The sequence below is a fragment of the Terribacillus sp. AE2B 122 genome, from assembly GCF_902497585.1.
GTDB classification, from domain to species: Bacteria; Bacillota; Bacilli; order Bacillales; family Amphibacillaceae; genus Terribacillus; species Terribacillus saccharophilus_A.
This window is the reverse complement of the sequence record NZ_LR700947.1, coordinates 90133-105732: the sequence shown is the minus strand read 5'-3', so window position 1 is coordinate 105732 and position 15600 is coordinate 90133. Positions and strand designations below refer to the sequence as shown.

General features: G+C 44.1%; 21 protein-coding genes and 1 riboswitch. Of the genes, 18 read left to right on the top strand and 3 right to left on the bottom strand.

Annotated features, from left to right (window positions below; translation table 11 throughout):
• The first annotated feature begins 122 nt into the window (after nucleotides 1-122).
• From AE2B122_RS14520 to AE2B122_RS14500, 5 genes are read left to right on the top strand one after another with little or no spacing between them, the layout of a single operon-like run.
• Complete coding sequence (locus AE2B122_RS14520) at nucleotides 123-1049, top strand: ABC transporter ATP-binding protein (protein WP_095269662.1); 927 nt, start codon at nucleotides 123-125, stop codon at nucleotides 1047-1049.
• Nucleotides 1042-1965 carry an ABC transporter permease gene (locus AE2B122_RS14515; protein WP_175074522.1) on the top strand — a complete coding sequence of 308 codons (924 nt, stop codon included), beginning with the start codon at nucleotides 1042-1044 and terminating at the stop codon, nucleotides 1963-1965. Before AE2B122_RS14520 ends, AE2B122_RS14515 begins: the two co-directional genes overlap by 8 nt.
• A gap of 20 nt (nucleotides 1966-1985) precedes the next feature.
• Nucleotides 1986-2408 (top strand): DUF4064 domain-containing protein, encoded by a 423-nt coding sequence (locus AE2B122_RS14510; RefSeq protein ID WP_175074521.1) that lies wholly within the window; start codon nucleotides 1986-1988, stop codon nucleotides 2406-2408.
• Between the two features lie 26 nt (nucleotides 2409-2434).
• Nucleotides 2435-2848, top strand: coding sequence for a DUF4064 domain-containing protein (locus AE2B122_RS14505; RefSeq protein WP_175074520.1), 414 nt, complete (start codon nucleotides 2435-2437; stop codon nucleotides 2846-2848).
• A 21-nt stretch (nucleotides 2849-2869) separates the two neighbouring features.
• On the top strand, nucleotides 2870-3295 hold the full coding sequence (locus AE2B122_RS14500; RefSeq protein ID WP_175074519.1) for a DUF4064 domain-containing protein: 426 nt from the start codon (nucleotides 2870-2872) through the stop codon (nucleotides 3293-3295).
• 35 nt (nucleotides 3296-3330) lie between these two features.
• On the opposite strand, the gene AE2B122_RS14495 is transcribed toward AE2B122_RS14500, so the two are convergent.
• Nucleotides 3331-3675 (bottom strand): CrcB family protein, encoded by a 345-nt coding sequence (locus AE2B122_RS14495; RefSeq protein ID WP_175074518.1) that lies wholly within the window; start codon nucleotides 3673-3675, stop codon nucleotides 3331-3333.
• Entirely contained in the window at nucleotides 3672-4064 is a 393-nt protein-coding gene (locus tag AE2B122_RS14490) for a CrcB family protein (RefSeq protein WP_175074517.1), read from the bottom strand. Before AE2B122_RS14490 ends, AE2B122_RS14495 begins: the two co-directional genes overlap by 4 nt.
• A 97-nt stretch (nucleotides 4065-4161) precedes the next feature.
• On the opposite strand from AE2B122_RS14490, the gene AE2B122_RS14485 reads away from it, so the two are divergent.
• The 10 genes from AE2B122_RS14485 to thiM all read left to right on the top strand — a co-directional run bounded on the left by AE2B122_RS14485 (nucleotide 4162) and on the right by thiM (nucleotide 12432).
• On the top strand, nucleotides 4162-4365 hold the full coding sequence (locus AE2B122_RS14485) for a hypothetical protein (RefSeq protein WP_095220048.1): 204 nt from the start codon (nucleotides 4162-4164) through the stop codon (nucleotides 4363-4365).
• A gap of 78 nt (nucleotides 4366-4443) precedes the next feature.
• Entirely contained in the window at nucleotides 4444-4908 is a 465-nt protein-coding gene (locus AE2B122_RS14480; RefSeq protein ID WP_095220134.1) for a flavodoxin, read from the top strand.
• Between the two features lie 120 nt (nucleotides 4909-5028).
• On the top strand, nucleotides 5029-5442 hold the full coding sequence (locus AE2B122_RS14475) for a secondary thiamine-phosphate synthase enzyme YjbQ (RefSeq protein ID WP_175074516.1): 414 nt from the start codon (nucleotides 5029-5031) through the stop codon (nucleotides 5440-5442).
• Complete coding sequence (locus AE2B122_RS14470) at nucleotides 5442-6473, top strand: EAL domain-containing protein (protein WP_254593520.1); 1032 nt, start codon at nucleotides 5442-5444, stop codon at nucleotides 6471-6473. Before AE2B122_RS14475 ends, AE2B122_RS14470 begins: the two co-directional genes overlap by 1 nt.
• Nucleotides 6474-6674: 201 nt before the next feature.
• Entirely contained in the window at nucleotides 6675-8387 is a 1713-nt protein-coding gene (locus tag AE2B122_RS14465; RefSeq protein ID WP_175074515.1) for a methyl-accepting chemotaxis protein, read from the top strand.
• 190 nt (nucleotides 8388-8577) lie between these two features.
• Nucleotides 8578-8823: a transcriptional regulator SplA domain-containing protein gene (locus tag AE2B122_RS14460; protein WP_038557971.1), complete on the top strand. Its 246-nt coding sequence runs from the start codon at nucleotides 8578-8580 to the stop codon at nucleotides 8821-8823.
• Nucleotides 8816-9844 (top strand): spore photoproduct lyase, encoded by a 1029-nt coding sequence (splB, locus tag AE2B122_RS14455; protein WP_095220051.1) that lies wholly within the window; start codon nucleotides 8816-8818, stop codon nucleotides 9842-9844. The genes AE2B122_RS14460 and splB overlap by 8 nt, the downstream gene beginning before the upstream one ends.
• A gap of 60 nt (nucleotides 9845-9904) precedes the next feature.
• A riboswitch (TPP riboswitch) is annotated at nucleotides 9905-10005 on the top strand.
• A 115-nt stretch (nucleotides 10006-10120) separates the two neighbouring features.
• Nucleotides 10121-10819 carry a thiaminase II gene (tenA, locus tag AE2B122_RS14450; RefSeq protein WP_095220052.1) on the top strand — a complete coding sequence of 233 codons (699 nt, stop codon included), beginning with the start codon at nucleotides 10121-10123 and terminating at the stop codon, nucleotides 10817-10819.
• Nucleotides 10812-11648, top strand: a complete 837-nt coding sequence (gene thiD / locus AE2B122_RS14445; RefSeq protein ID WP_175074514.1) for a bifunctional hydroxymethylpyrimidine kinase/phosphomethylpyrimidine kinase — start codon at nucleotides 10812-10814, stop codon at nucleotides 11646-11648. Before tenA ends, thiD begins: the two co-directional genes overlap by 8 nt.
• Nucleotides 11632-12432 (top strand): hydroxyethylthiazole kinase, encoded by an 801-nt coding sequence (thiM, locus tag AE2B122_RS14440; RefSeq protein WP_175074513.1) that lies wholly within the window; start codon nucleotides 11632-11634, stop codon nucleotides 12430-12432. Before thiD ends, thiM begins: the two co-directional genes overlap by 17 nt.
• A gap of 40 nt (nucleotides 12433-12472) precedes the next feature.
• On the opposite strand, the gene AE2B122_RS14435 is transcribed toward thiM, so the two are convergent.
• The gene (locus tag AE2B122_RS14435; RefSeq protein WP_254593524.1) at nucleotides 12473-12787 is read right to left on the bottom strand and encodes a YckD family protein; all 315 of its coding nucleotides are present in this window, start codon (nucleotides 12785-12787) and stop codon (nucleotides 12473-12475) included.
• 184 nt (nucleotides 12788-12971) lie between these two features.
• Here AE2B122_RS14435 and thiE point away from each other — a divergent pair, with 184 nt between their 5' ends.
• The 3 genes from thiE to AE2B122_RS14420 all read left to right on the top strand — a co-directional run bounded on the left by thiE (nucleotide 12972) and on the right by AE2B122_RS14420 (nucleotide 15357).
• On the top strand, nucleotides 12972-13610 hold the full coding sequence (gene thiE, locus AE2B122_RS14430; protein ID WP_175074511.1) for a thiamine phosphate synthase: 639 nt from the start codon (nucleotides 12972-12974) through the stop codon (nucleotides 13608-13610).
• A gap of 115 nt (nucleotides 13611-13725) precedes the next feature.
• Nucleotides 13726-14280, top strand: a complete 555-nt coding sequence (locus AE2B122_RS14425; protein WP_095220056.1) for a copper resistance protein CopC — start codon at nucleotides 13726-13728, stop codon at nucleotides 14278-14280.
• A gap of 6 nt (nucleotides 14281-14286) precedes the next feature.
• Nucleotides 14287-15357 (top strand): copper resistance D family protein, encoded by a 1071-nt coding sequence (locus tag AE2B122_RS14420; protein ID WP_175074510.1) that lies wholly within the window; start codon nucleotides 14287-14289, stop codon nucleotides 15355-15357.
• Nucleotides 15358-15600: the final 243 nt, after the last annotated feature.

The window sequence follows — 15600 nt, the reverse complement described above, 5'->3', positions numbered from 1 at the left end:
GAAAACACCATGAATCATTTGATTCGTGGTGTTTTTTCTATATAAAAATGAAACAATCTGACAAGGTGCTCCGTACATATTATGGAAGTTGACAAAAATGTTACAGGGAAAGGGTGAACGAGATGACAGAACCGGCTATGCAGCTGATCGGGCTGAAGAAGCAGATTGGCTCTAAACTGATTGTGAAGGGGTTGGACTTCGACATTCAGCCGGGTGAGGTATTCGGATTCCTCGGACCAAACGGTGCAGGTAAAACAACGACAATCCGAATGATGGTAGGCTTGATTCGTATTTCAGAAGGCGACGTGCGGATACAAGGAAAAAGCATCAAGACAGACTATAAAGAGGCAATCCGACATGTTGGAGCAATTGTTGAGAACCCGGAATTATATGGGTTCATGTCTGGGTACAAGAACCTGCTTGTATTTTCAAGGATGATTCCTGGGATATCAAAGGAACGCATTGATGAAGTGGTGGAGCTCGTAGGGTTGGAGAAGCGCATACATCAGAAAGTGAAGCGGTATTCCTTAGGTATGCGACAGCGGCTAGGTATTGCACAGGCATTATTACATAATCCTTCTATCTTGATATTAGATGAGCCTACAAATGGATTGGACCCGTCAGGTATACGGGAGATCCGTCAGTATATCCGCAGGTTAGCAGAACAAGAGAATGTGGCAGTCATTGTCTCCAGTCATTTGCTTTCGGAAATGGAGCTGATGTGTGACCGGATCGGTATCTTAAAGAATGGTGAACTTATATCCATCCAGCAAATTCAAAATACCGAAGAAGAAACACCAGCTGAAGTCGTGCAAATCGATTGTCCAGCGGAACATCACGAAAAAGCACAGCGGCTTTTACAGGAAGAATTCGGGATTATAGCAATGGCGAGCGGGGAGAAACTCACATTCCCGATAACACGGGCAGAAATCCCATCCATCATTAAAGCACTGGCTGTCGCCGATATCGAGCTGTATGGTATTTCAGTGGAACGGAAGACACTAGAGGATAAATTCTTACATGTGATTGGAGAGAATGTCATTGAGTAATTTTTTCCAGCTTGTGCGCAACGAGCAAACCAAGCTGTATAGCCAGCTGGCAACATGGATCATGCTTGGCATTCTTATAGTGGTGGTACTTGGATTTGCTATTTTGATGCGGACAGCAGATGGGTTTGTATCAGATTATGATGATGCGACGTGGAAGCAGCAATTACAAGAGGAGAACGAATCACTTGCGGAATTCGACCCGGCTGATTCGAATATATTGATCAATAACTATCGGATTGAGAATGACTTAAAGCCTGAAGGGATGACAGCTTGGGAATTCCTTTACCAAGGTAATTATATGACAAGTGTGCTCAGCTTGCTGACAATCATAGTTGCTGGCGGAATAATAGCAAATGAGTACCGTTGGGGAACGATCAAGCTATTATTGATTCGGCCAGCAACCAGGACGAAAATATTTTTTGCGAAGTATGCAAGTGTACTTTTATTTGCTTTAACTGCATTAATTGTACTATTCATCTTTTCTTGGCTATTCGGGATGCTGTTCTTCGGTCTTGGAGGCGATGGTTCCATGCTGCAAGTAAAGGATGGGGAAGTCGTCGAGATATCTGTATGGACGCGAATTGCGCAGGACTATGGGCTGCAGCTAGTCAAGTTGGTCGTATGGGCAACGTTCGCCTTCATGATATCTGCTGCGCTTCGTAATGGTGCCTTAGCAATCGGAACGGCTATTTTCCTTATGTTCGCCGGAACCACCGTCATCCCGTTTATTTACGATAAGCCGTTTGCGAAGTATGTTCTATTTTCAAATTTGGATTTGACTCAATTCACAACGGGTATGAAATTAATTGATGATTTGACGCTTACATTCGCGGTAGTGACCATAATTGTGTATTATCTTATCTTTTTGATCGTAGGATGGGTATTGTTCGTAAAACGCGATGTAGCAGGTCATTAAAATAAGAGAGGGGAATTTAAATGGTAAAAAGAACGGCAGAAAAAGTGTTGGCAATTATTGGAGCGGTTTTGTTTCTTATCTTTGCGGTTTGGTCAGGTATAGGTCTTGGAGGAGCTGATGAAGCAACTACTAATGAACTCGTAAACCAAGGTTTAACGCAAGAGGATGCTTCTATGTTTACTGATCTCGTGACAGGAATGTCTATCTGGTTCATTATCCTATTCGTGATTTGTGCAATTCTTGGATTTGTTTCTCTTGCTATGCTGAAACCAAATAAAAAAGCAACAGGAGCAGGCATTCTTCTAATCATTACAGCAGTGCTTGGTACGCTTTTGTCTGTCTTTCTAGGTATAGTCGGGGGCATCCTTTACTTGATCGCAGGTATCATGGCGATTGTGCGAAAGCCTGTTGAGCAATATAATGATAGAGGAGAAATGTATTAAGAAGTAACGCAGGAAGGAGGTTTGACATGTTGAAAAGAACAGCAGAGAAGGTACTTGCCATCATTGGTGCAATTGTCTTCCTCATTACTGCGGTCATGACAACAGTTCAGGTTGCTACATACGATCCAGAAGCTGCTCGCGAACGGATTCTAGAAAACGGAGTAGATCAGACGGTTGATACTAGTATGATTGCCGATATCGCAGGCTCCATCGGAATCTTTGTCATTATCGTGAGTGTCATTAGTGCCATCTTAGGAATTGTGGCAGCAGTTAAGCTGAAGACGGATCGTAAGCAGACTGGCCTTGGTATCATGCTTATAATCGTGGCATTAGTAGGTTCTATCGGTACTTTCCTATCGGGCTTTATCGGTGGCATGGTTTATATTATTGCGGGCGTCATGGTGCTGGCAAGAAGACCAGCCGATGAGATCAGACAATAAGAGAGAAAGAGGGAAAAAAGATTGATCAAGCGTACTGCGGAATTAGTTTTAGGAATTATAGGTGTAGCTTTCAATGCCTTAGGTGCGATTTTAGTTGGTGTATTCATTGGAGCAACCGGAGATTTTATAGCAGAAGATATTCGGAATGACCCTGAATTTACAGCAGAAGAAGCCGATATCGTCAGCAACCTTTTCGGAGGCATTGGCTGGTATTATGTAATAGTCAGTGCTATTGCAGCTATTCTAGGCGTAGTTGCTCTTGTACTTTTACGTCGTAACAATAAATCCACAGTTTCCGGCGTCATTTTCATCGTAACGGCAGTATTATCAGCACTATTAACTATTTTCGTTGCTACTGTTCCCGCAATTCTTTATCTGGTTGCAGGTATTCTTGCAATAGTCCGGAAACCGATTGATACAAATGATAACACGATAGAAAGCTACTAAATGAAAAAGGGGCACTGTTAATAGCAGTGTCCCTTTTACATGGATATTGCTAGGAGAGCTAGCAGTATGCCGATGAAATAGCTGGAAAATAAATAGCAGCTGGCGAGTGCGATTTTGCTCCTGCTTCCCAAATGGACAATTTCTAAATGGAAAGTAGAGAAGGTCGTAAATGAGCCAAGAAATCCGACAGCGAGGAAGTTATGCCAACCTGTTCCCCAATCTGCTTGGAATACGAGTCCAATTAGAAAAGAACCAGTGATATTAATCAAGAAGGTTGCGAGCGGGAAGTCGTTCCTCCAGAATGTCTCTACTCTTCTGCTTATTTCGTAACGAGAAATTGCTCCAAGCCATCCGCCCACAAGTACAAAAATAAGACTCATATGGATTGCTCCTTTTGGACTGGATTCTGCGAAAGTCGAAGACCGAGGAGAAGCGCACCTAAACCGCCTGCTGTACTGCTAGCGAGATAAATCAATCCGATATATGTCATACCATCTTGGACAAAAAGGGCTGTTTCCAGACTTACAGTAGAAAAAGTTGTAAAAGCTCCGATCATTCCTGTAGTCAGTGCTTTAGCTAGAGCGGGTTTGTCTGCAAAGTAGCGCCTTTTCACAAAGTTAGTCAAGTACCCCATAGCGAAACAGCCAATAATATTGATGCAAAGCGTCCCCAAAGGAAAATTGCCGATCTGAGGCACCAATGCTCCAACAAGATAACGGAGAAGCGCACCAATACTGCCACCGCAGCCAATTGCGAAATACATTTTCATACACAAACCTTCTTTTTCTGCATATAATGCTGTATGCCTGTATTATACCCCATTATCTGTGATACGCTATTAGGATGGAGTTAGAAGGAAAGGTAGTATGATTATGATGAAAAACGCGGCGATACTGAGTGAGGAATATTTCTTATCCTACTTTCGCCTGCTCATGAACACGCGCGGCTGTACTGAAGAACAAGCGTATCAGCTCACAGTCGAGCAGATTTTCGAAGGAGATATCAATCTCTTTGGCGAGGATACTAAAAAGAATTTCAAACTTGCTTATCAAGCAATAAAAGGAAACTGAGGCTTCCTGAAATGCTCCATTTGACATTGAGAATGGTTATCAATTAAAATGAGAGCAGATGAAGGGAAGTGAATGAAGGTGGCAAGTGTACTGATAGCATTCACCAGTATGTCAGGTAATACGGAAGAAATGGCTGACATTATGGAAAAGACTTTGGAAGAAAAAGGAGTCGAGGTAACAAAGCTCCAAATTGATATAGATCAGTTAGATGTTTTTACGATGACCGATTATGATGGTATCTTAATGGGCACCTATACATGGGGAGATGGAGATATCCCTTACGAAATCGAGGATTTCTACGATGAGCTGGATGACATCGAACTGGATGGCAAGCCGGTTGCCCTTTTCGGATCCTGTGATTCTATCTATGCAAGCTATGGTGCTGCAATTGATACATTCCAGGAAAAATTCAAAGAGCGCGGAGCGGAGATCGTTCTTGAGACTCTGAAAGTTGACTTATCACCAGAAGACGAGGATATCCGTAACTGTCAGGAATTCGCTGCTTCATTTGCCTCTGAAGTAGAGAAAGAGCGCAGTTTATAAAAAGCAGTCTGCTTCAAGCAGACTGCTTTTTATATTTCTTGAAATTTTTTAAATTTAAAAGGGGTTATGTAGAATAATGTCGAATAAATTCGGGTATAGAGACGGACAGGAGGTAGGACTATGGGCATATTCCAGATAGTAACAAAGAACCACGATGAGATGGTTGAGATTACTGACTCTGTTCAGCGCTATATTCAGTCAATTGGCATTCAAGAGGGGATAGCGGTTATTTCCTCCTTGCATACAACAGCGGGTATCACAGTAAATGAGAATGCTGATTCCGATGTAAAGCAGGATTTCCTCCGCAGACTCAAAGAGGTATATCCTTGGGAACACGAACAGGATTTGCATGCGGAGGGTAATACGGCAGCTCATTTGAAAACAAGTACAGTCGGACATGCTCAGACTGTGATTATCTCAGATGGCAAGCTCGTATTAGGAACGTGGCAAGGTATTTATTTTTGTGAGTTCGATGGGCCCAGATCAAGGAAATACGCAGTTCAAGTACTTTTGTCTGGAAGGGATGGTGCGTGATGGAACAGCTGTCTGTATGTGCAATGTGCGGGACAGTTCTTGATATACCGGAAAAGGGTGAATTGCTGATGCGGTCACCAGAATCATACAGAAATTTATCTCTAGGTAATCCGCTCAAACAGGAAGATACATATACGATTTACCAATATTTCAGCGTACAGCAGCTAGAGCAGATGCTCTTGTCTATAAGTAGTCAAAGTATATCAGGTGTAAGGTGTACCGTCGCAAAGAAAGTGACCAATAGTTACCCAATGGTATCTGTTGAAGAATTGCTCCAACGTGTTCAATACCCACAATTCACAGAAATTGTCCAAAAGGGAGCATTTCGATCTTTTCTGCAGCCAATCATCACCATGGAAGATGAGAAAATCTTCGGATTCGAGCATTTGCTGCGGGCAGATAAACAGGAAGTCTCGCCCGCTGCTCTATTTAATTTTGCAGCAGAAGCAGGCCTCACTAGTATGCTAGACCAGCGTGCAAGAAAGACTGCAGTCAGGAAAAGGGCGCAGGAAGCTATACCTGCTGGAGTGAAGAGCTTCATCAACTTTCTGCCATCAACCATCTATAATCCAGACTTTTGCCTAAGACAGACATTCCGCACAGTCGATGAATATGGAGTAGATCCGAAAGACCTTGTATTTGAGGTAGTTGAAACTGAAAAACTGGATGACGTTGCCCGCCTGCAGCGCATCTTTAAACGGTATAAGCAAGAAGGCATGATGGTTGCCCTGGATGATGTAGGAGCAGGCTATTCCACGCTTGAACTGCTTAAAGAATTAGAACCCGATTTCGTCAAGATTGACAGAGCATACATATCTTACTGCGACAGTGATACACAGAAACAAGAATTCCTGTATAAAGTAATTGAGGTTGCCAGCCTTCTTGGCACGAAGGTGCTAGCAGAAGGGATTGAAAGGCAGGAGGAGCTTTCATTCTGCAAGCAGATTGGAATGGATTTGGCCCAAGGCTATTTTATCGGGAAACCAAGTTCTGAAGCTGCCTCAGGAGATACCCTATTTCCTTCGAGGTAATATATTTTCCACAGAAAACCCATTATCGATTGGAATGCATCCAATCGATAATGGGTTTTTAACTTTATATACAAAATAGAACTAAATATTTTACATTTTCTTAAAAATAACTTCAAGTTCTGGAAACCCTGCCGATATATTGAAAGTCGATATATCGTATGGAAGTGGCTGTGTAATAGCTATCATCAGGGGGATGCTGGAATGAAATTATTGAAAAATGTGAAAATCAGGACAAAAATGCTTATTTTAATCCTGGTAGGAGCTATAGCACTAGGGATTGTAGGGGCGGCTGGTATATTTTATACACGAGAAATGGCGCGAGAGGCTGAATTGATGTACAAAGATAAGCTTTTGCCCAACTTATCTTTAAGTCAAATTAGCGAGAACAATCAGGCAAACGATGCATACATTTTGGAGATGATGCTCACTGAGGACGAGTCAAGAAATGATGAGCTCAATGACATGCTTACCTCATCCATTGTCGGAATTGATGATGAGATGGATAAATTGGAGCATAGTTTTATGTCCGCAGAGGGTAAAAATATATTTGAAAACTATAAACAAGAGCGCGAAGGTTTACATGAAATCCGAAACCGTGTTATGCGGCTTGCTTTAGAAAATCAAAATGATGAAGCGTACGATCTCTTTGTTGAAGAACAGATTCCGCAACGTACAGTTGTGAACGATATCCTGAAAGAGTTGCAGGAACAGAATACGAAGGAAGCAGAACAAACATATGAGCAGGCAACCGAGGATGTTAGGCAGGCCACTATAATATTATCAAGCGTTATAGGAGTCGCTTTAATACTATTAATAGCGATCGGATTACTTATATCGAAGCTTATTGTCTCTCCAGTGAAAGAACTGCGAAACTTATTGGGCAAAGCGGCAGATGGAGACTTCAGCTCTGATGGTTCGTATCGATCCAAGGATGAGATGGGAGAATTGACAGCTTCTTATAATGCTATGGCAGATGGCATGCGATCTATTATTCGAGTTGTGAATGATACGTCACAGCAAGTGGCTGCATCTGCAGAGGAATTGAGTGCTAGTGCAGAACAAAGCAGTTCATCTTCCGAACATGTAGCAAGAACGATACAGGAGCTGGCAGAGGGTTCTGTTCAGCAGCTCGAGCTAGTTACGACAGCAACAGGTACAATGGGCAATATGGGGCAGCACACGGACCAGCTGGCTTCGAACGTTCAAAATGTTGAAGGAGCAGTACAAAAGACATCCGAGCTTTCTGTCCAGGGAGGACATGCAATTAAGGATGTAAACGTACAGATGAATACAATTACATCTCATGTGCAAGAGCTTTCTGCTTCGATTGACAGCCTGAACAAGCGGTCTAGGGAGATCAGTGACATTACAAGCGTTATCACGGATATTTCTGCACAGACAAATCTTCTTGCACTGAATGCTACTATCGAGGCTGCTCAGGCTGGGGAACATGGTAAAGGGTTTGCAGTAGTTGCCGATGAGGTACGTAAATTAGCTGAAGAAACAAAGGGAGCGGCAGGTCAAATTGCTGACTTGGTAGGCTTTATCCAACAGGATACGACGAAAACCATTGATTTGATGGAGCATGCAACGAATGAAGTACAGGCTGGTACACGAGTTGTAGATCAAGCTGGCGGTTCTTTCCATCAGATTGAAACTGCAGTAGCTGGTTTGGTTGATGAATTCCGTGAGGTGAGAGTCGCGCTGGAAGGTATGATTAAAGGCACGGATTCAGTCAATATGTCACTTGGTGATGTGAACGAGGTAGCAGAAGAAGGAGCAGCTTCAACGGAAAGTGTGTCAGCTGCGACAGAGCAGCAGCTCGCAGCCATGCAGGAAATAGCTGCATCATCCAGTTCACTTGCATTTATGGCAGAGGAGCTCCAAACCGCAATTGCTCGCTTTAGGGTGTAAGTTAATTGACTAGCAGATAGTAACCGATAAAGGATAAGATTAATAACAGAAAAACGTATATCATCCATTTCACATTTGAACCCTCCTCTAAGAAGTAGACGTATACTTCCTGGAAAAGGGTTCATTTTTTTACATTGTTTTCATCCAAGCCGTGCATACTAGTCGCAGTATGTACAAAGGAGGCAATGAAATGGATGCTTTTCAAGCAGGAGAAATCGTCTATGTAATTATCCGCAATCCCCATGCACAGGGAGTAGCCAATATACAGGAAGCGGCGGTCGTCCATAACCCGGAAAAGCCAGGTGAACTGGCCTTGTTTGTGTATGAAACCTATTATCCGCTCAATGATGAGGTGGCGGTTTATCAGGATCTCGGAGAGGCGGAAGAAGCATATGTGTCCGCTTTTGGCTTAGCCGATGGTGGTTATTATGGTTAAGCCGTTTGTGCCGCAGCTTGTGTATATAGAGCCTCGAGCATTGGAATACCCGCTTGGAGTGAAGCTGAAGAACAAGTTCCAGGACATGGGAGTAGAAATACGTGAAACAACTTCCCACAACCAGGTACGTAATCTACCGGGCGATAATGATTTCCAGAAGTACCGTACCGCCAAATCAACGTTAGTTGTAGGTGTGCGTAAAACTCTGAAATTCGATACATCCAAACCTTCAGCAGAATATGCTATTCCATTTGCGACAGGCTGCATGGGGCATTGTCATTATTGTTACCTGCAAACGACGATGGGATCCAAACCTTATATCCGCACGTATGTAAATACAGATGAAATATTTGATGCAGCTGAGCAGTACATGCAGGAAAGAGCGCCAGAAGAAACACGGTTTGAGGCTTCCTGTACATCAGATATCGTTGGTATTGATCATCTGACGCACACGTTGAAACATGCGATTGAATATTTCGGCCGCTCCAAGCACGGACAACTGCGCTTTGTAACGAAATTCGCTCATGTGGATCATTTGTTGGACGCAGACCATCAGGGACGGACGCGATTCCGCTTCAGCATTAATGATGATTATGTGATCAAATACTTCGAGCCAGGCACCTCCAGATTGAAAGATCGCATCGAAGCTGCGGTGAAGGTAGCCGAGGCCGGGTATCCACTTGGATTCATCGTCGCTCCGATTTATCTGCATGACGGCTGGCAGACGGGCTATCCGGAAATGCTCGAACATCTTGAAGCAGCTTTGCCTGAACATGCCAAAAAGAACTTAACCTTCGAATTGATTCAGCATCGATTCACGAAGCCAGCAAAGCGCGTTATCGAGAAAAATTATCCGATGTCGAAGCTTGAGCTGGATGAAAGCAAACGGAAATATAAATGGGGGCGCTATGGTATCGGAAAATACGTCTACCAGAATGAAGAGCAAGAAGAAATTAAGGATGTAATAGGAAGCACAATCTATAAAATGTTCCCGCAATCCAGAATTGAATATTTCACGTGATTCATTGGTTGACAATCACATCTGTGCATGTGATAGTTAAGGGGACAATTGAATTTTGAGGAAGTCCACTAGGGGTGCCATTTGGCTGAGATAAGAGTAATCTTTATCCCTTTGAACCTGATCTGGTTAACACCAGCGTAGGGAAGTGGAGCCGGATTCGTGTATTTTCTGAACACTTGACTATACGAGTCGCTCCATACTTCTGGAGCGGCTTTTTTATATGGCCGGCGCCAATCACCCTTTCCGACGGGGCTTTCTCCAATAGGAGGAGAAAACATGTTTTCTGCACAATTGAGAGAAGAAGCAAACCCGATTTTCGAAGCGATCTATGCACATCCTTTCGTAGAAGGAGTTGCGAATGGCTATGTGCCGCGTGAGGCATTGATCCATTATGTGAAAGCTGACTATGAGTATTTGACCGCATTTGCCCGTATCTACGGCTTGGCAGTCAGCAAATGCGAAACGCGTGAAGAGATGGAGTTTTATCAGTCCCAAATTCATTTTGTCCTGCATAGCGAGATTCATCCGCATAATGTCTTTTGCAAGGTGGCGGGCGTGCGATACGAGGACTTGCAGCGCATGACACCACCGCCTGCTGCTGACCATTATATTTCACATATGATGAACAGTGCTGTACAAGGAGACATCGGCGAGCTGATGGCAGCGCTTCTCCCTTGTCCATGGACGTATCAAGCGCTGGCAGCTCATATTATCGAAACGAAGGCACCCGACGAATCCAATCCGTTCTTGGAGTGGATTCAGTTTTATAGCAGCAGGGAAGATGGTATGCCGGATGTGACAGCAGAGCTTAGCAAGCGACTGGATAAGTGGGCCGAGACAGCGGGATCTGCTGCAAAAGAACGTGCGCGGAAAGCTTTTCTTAAAAGCTGTATGCTGGAGCATAGTTTCTGGGAGATGGCCGCTACTCAGCAGGACTGGATGATCCCATTGAAAGGGGCGTCCGTTCATGCCTGATATCAAGAGCGCTTTGACAATAGCCGGAACTGATCCGTCAGGAGGAGCAGGAATTCAGGCGGATCTGAAGACTTTTCAGGAGCGTGACGTATACGGAATGAGTGTGGTCACCTCCCTCGTTGCCCAAAACACGCTAGGAGTGCAGGCAGTTCATCATGTTCCAGTCGAATTTCTTGAACAACAGCTGGAATCAATCTTCTCAGATATCACCCCTGCTGCGGTAAAAACAGGAATGATTGCATCAGAAGAGATGATGCGCTGCATCGCTGCTGTTTTGAGTAAAACAAAAGGTGTATATGTGATGGATCCTGTTATGTATGCTAAAAGTGGGCATGCACTTATGGGAGAGGATTCACGAGATGCACTGAAGACGCATCTTGTTCCGCTAGCAGCACTTATTACACCGAATATTCCGGAAGCGGAAGAACTTACGGGAATTCATATCGTAGATGAAAAAAGCATCAAAGCAGCAGGAAAAATAATCGTCCGGGAGTATGGGGCCAAAGCTGTCTTGATAAAAGGCGGTCATATGGAAGGAACATCTGCAGCAGATTGGCTCTACGATGGAAGCAGCTTCACGGCCTACACTGCCGAACGTATTCAGACAAAGCATACTCATGGTACTGGATGCACTTATTCGGCAGCTATAACCGCAGAACTGGCTAAAGGAAGATCTCTGCAAGAAGCAGTCAGGATCGGTAAGGATTTTGTAACAGATGCGATTTCGTATTCGCTTCAGCTCGGAAAAGGAAATGGTCCGACAAATCACTGGGGATACCGCCTGCAAGGTGTGCCAGTTCAGGAGGAACAGCATGATGAAGTATACTGATGTGATAAAGCTAGTTTGGGAAGCAAACCCTTTGATTCACTGCATTACGAATGATGTTGTGATTAATTTTACAGCGAATGGTTTGATTGCACTTGGTGCTTCCCCGGTGATGGCGTCAGCTAAGGAAGAAGCAGCGCAGATGGTTCAGCATGCACAGGCCCTCCTATTGAATATCGGCACACTTTCCGCAGCAGATGTAGAAGCGATGATTTTAGCCGGTAAGGAAGCGAATAGACTCGGGATACCAGTGATTTTCGATCCTGTCGGAGTGGGCGCCACAGCCTATCGGACAGAAACGGCCCGCCGCATTTTGGCGGAGGTGGATGTAACGGTCATTCGCGGAAACGCAGGTGAAATCTCTGTTCTTGGCGGTACATCAGTCAAAGTGAAAGGTGTAGATGGATCCGAGGATGGTATTTCACCAAGAGTTGTTCAGCAGCTGGCCAGAGAATTGAATACGATTGTGATTGCAACAGGGAAAATAGATATCCTTTCGGATGGGAACCATACGTATAGTATTGCTAATGGACATGAGATGCTCAGTAACATAACAGGGTCTGGCTGCTTGCTTGGTGCCGTTGTGGCAGCATGTGCGGGAGCGGCAGACAATGTACTGGAAGCATGCATCGGTGCCCTTTGTTTCTATGGTATTGCAGCAGAGGAAGCAGCTAAGACAGCAAAAGCTCCAGGAAGCTTTCAGATCGCTTTTCTGGATCAGCTTTATTTGTTAGGAGATCAAGCAATTGATTCGGAAAAAGTGGAACAATTCGAATTAGAAGTATAAAGAAACAATCAGCAGAAGTATGTCTGCTGATTGTAGGATGTCACTTTTCTGGATGAGGGTGAGGGCCATGCCGATGTGGCTTTGGGATGAAACCATCTTGCTCTAATTGTTTAAACCTTTGATCCAAATGCTTTTCGATTTGGTCTGCCTTCTCTTCAGAAAAGACACCGTATTCTACGTACTTTTCAATAATTTGCTTTTCCTGCTCTAATGCCTGCTTCTGCAAAGCTGCTATTTCTTGCTTCTGCTCATCTGTCAGCACATCGGCAACAGCTTTGTCAGCAGCAAAACCGGCAGCTGGATTGGAAACGACCAATCCGACACATAGAGCGATTACTACTGCCCCAGCTTTCATCCATTTCAACTTTATCATCTCCTTGTTCAAAGCTTGGGCTTACTTTACGCAGTTTTGGGATTGCTATCCATCTTCCACACTTTTTCCTAAATTAGGAGAATAAGAATTTCGACCTGAGGAATGAGAACATGTTCAACACAAAATGGGGATGTGGAATGTCTTAAATGGAAAAGGAGTAATAAACATGAAAGAAGAATTGGAGCTTTATTTCATAATGGGCAGTCAAAACTGCCAGGACAAGGATCCGGAGGAAATACTGGAACAGGCGCTTGAAGCTGGTATTACCATGTTCCAGCTTCGTGAAAAAGGTGAAGGAGCTGCAACTGGACAGGAAAAAAGGCAACTGGCTGAACGGCTGCAGGCAAGGTGTCGAGCGCACAGCATCCCTTTCATCGTTAATGATGATGTAGATCTTGCGATTGCGATTGGGGCAGATGGTGTGCATATCGGACAGACAGACGAAGCGATGCAGCAAGTAAAAACACGCTGTCCAGAGCATTTGATTATTGGGGTGAGTGCTCAAGACACCGAGGAAGCTAAAAAAGCAATCCAGGACGGAGCCCACTACATCGGTGTCGGGCCAATTGCAGCTACTCGGACGAAGATTGATGCCAAATTCCCGATCGGTCTGACAGGACTGCGCGAGATTCGGAAGCAAGTCGGTGACTTCCCGATGGTTGCAATCGGAGGCATCAATCAGAAAAATGCCGAGGCTGTCCGGCAAGCGGGAGCAGATGGTATCTCGTTCATTTCCGTCCTAACCAAAGCGACGGATATCCAGAAAGCAGTAAATGAACTGAAGATGGAAAAGGTGCACACGTGAGTGCATCTTTTTTTGGGTGGAATCAAAATGTAAGGATTTGGTCACAATTCGTTCTATACGCTATCTCTATTCTCTTATACGATGAAAGGGACATTTAAAAATTGGAGTGGTAAATATGAAGAAGCCAATGTTGGTCTTGCTGGCATTGTTCTTATATATGCTGCCGCAGGCTGTGTCCGCCCATGCAGTACTGACGGCATCGAATCCAGGACAAGGTGATACGGTCACAGAGAGCATGGATGCTTTCACTCTCACATTCAATTCGGATGTGGAGGATGCAGTAGAGACGAAAGTGACAGTAGATGGACAAGCACTCGCCACTGACTCTGCAGCTGTTGATGGAACGACTGTTACTGTTCCATTAGCTCAGGAAATGATTGATGGGGATTATGAATTAAGCTATAAAGTAATTTCAGCAGATGGACACGAAGTCGGTAACACAGTCTCCTTTACAGCAGAAGGTCTGACCTCCGAGGAAAGCGATAGCGAACAGGGATCGGCAGTCAAAAGTGAACAAAATAAACAAGTGAATGAACAGGATCAAAAAGCAGCAGAAGAATCACATGAAGAAGAGGAAGGTTCCGATACAGGTTTCATAGTGACGGGATTGGTAATCATCGCTTTACTTTGTGCCGCTGTTTTGTTCTTCACTTATCGTAAAAAGGATTAACTCGCCGTGATTCTAGTTCCATTGTTGGAATTGCTGTCGTATATCGCTTTTTCTTTTCTCGCCGGTCATCTTGTTTTCAGTTTTGTACGCAAGGAAGAAGCAGCAATCCGGACACCGCGAAGTGACGTATTAGCTGCTGCAGCTTCTGCTGCACTTGTCACGAGCGGTCCTGTTATTAATCTCGTTTCTATAATTGGCGCACAGAATGGATATGGTCAGGCACTAGGCCAAGTATTATTCCAATTTACAGCTGGAAGAGTCTGGGTCGGTATCTTTCTCCTGGCTATCTGTGTTTGGTTGTTGCTTTATTTCAACAAATTTCCGCTTCTCACGCTAATTTTATTCCTAGGTATGCTATTTCTTAGTGCGTATGGCAGCCATTCAGCAGTGGAAGGTGGGTTGATCGGTGCTTTTGCCCATTTCGTCCATTTAGGTGCTGCTGTTTTCTGGGTTGGTGTACTGATTCAAGTATGTTTCTATACTTCAGAACAATTCAGTTGGGAAAGTTTCCTAAAATGGTTTACACCATTCGCCATAGTGCTTGTCATGTCAGTCATAGCTAGTGGCATAATGGTCATGCTGTTTGCAATGGATATACGGAACTATGGAAATGCTTTGATGCTGACGTATGGCCAAATGTTATTCGTGAAGCATGTCGTGTTCATACCAGTACTTGTATTTGCTGTCATTAACGGCTTTTTGGCAAGAAAAGCTCATCGTGATCCTGCATTTCGACCGCTTAACTGGATCCGGGCCGAAGCGATCCTGCTAGCGATTATATTTATTTGCACAGCGATACTCGGCACTTCTGCTACACCAGCTGATATTCCAGCGACCTTAAGCAATGAGGGATCTGCCTTGATTTTCGGCAGCATTTTTCCTAGTGTGACAGCTGAAAGTGTCGCAACCTGGCACTGGGGAGTGCTTGGGGTAGCTTGCTTTATCGGATTTGGCTTGTTTTTGGCAAGTATCGTTTATTTTTTCAAAAAAAGAGCTGCAGCAAGCTTCGCATTGGCGGCCGCATTCGTTGCTTCGGCACTTTTGTACACTGCCATAATGACTAGTTTACAATTTTAATAGATTCACAGAACGGCATTATTCCACCTTTTATCACAGAAAGTTTCTATTAGGCAAACATTCTGCTGGAAAAAGGAAATAGAAATTGGAATAATGTCTTTTTTTGTGTATTGCTGTCGTCTGTTTTCCCAATACATTTCCAGGATAGCCTATGCTAGATTTACTGTAATAGTTTCTGAGAGTCTAGAAGGGCAGAGAGTCGGACTCCACTTCAGTGACTATAAAATCTAGCGAGGTGATTGA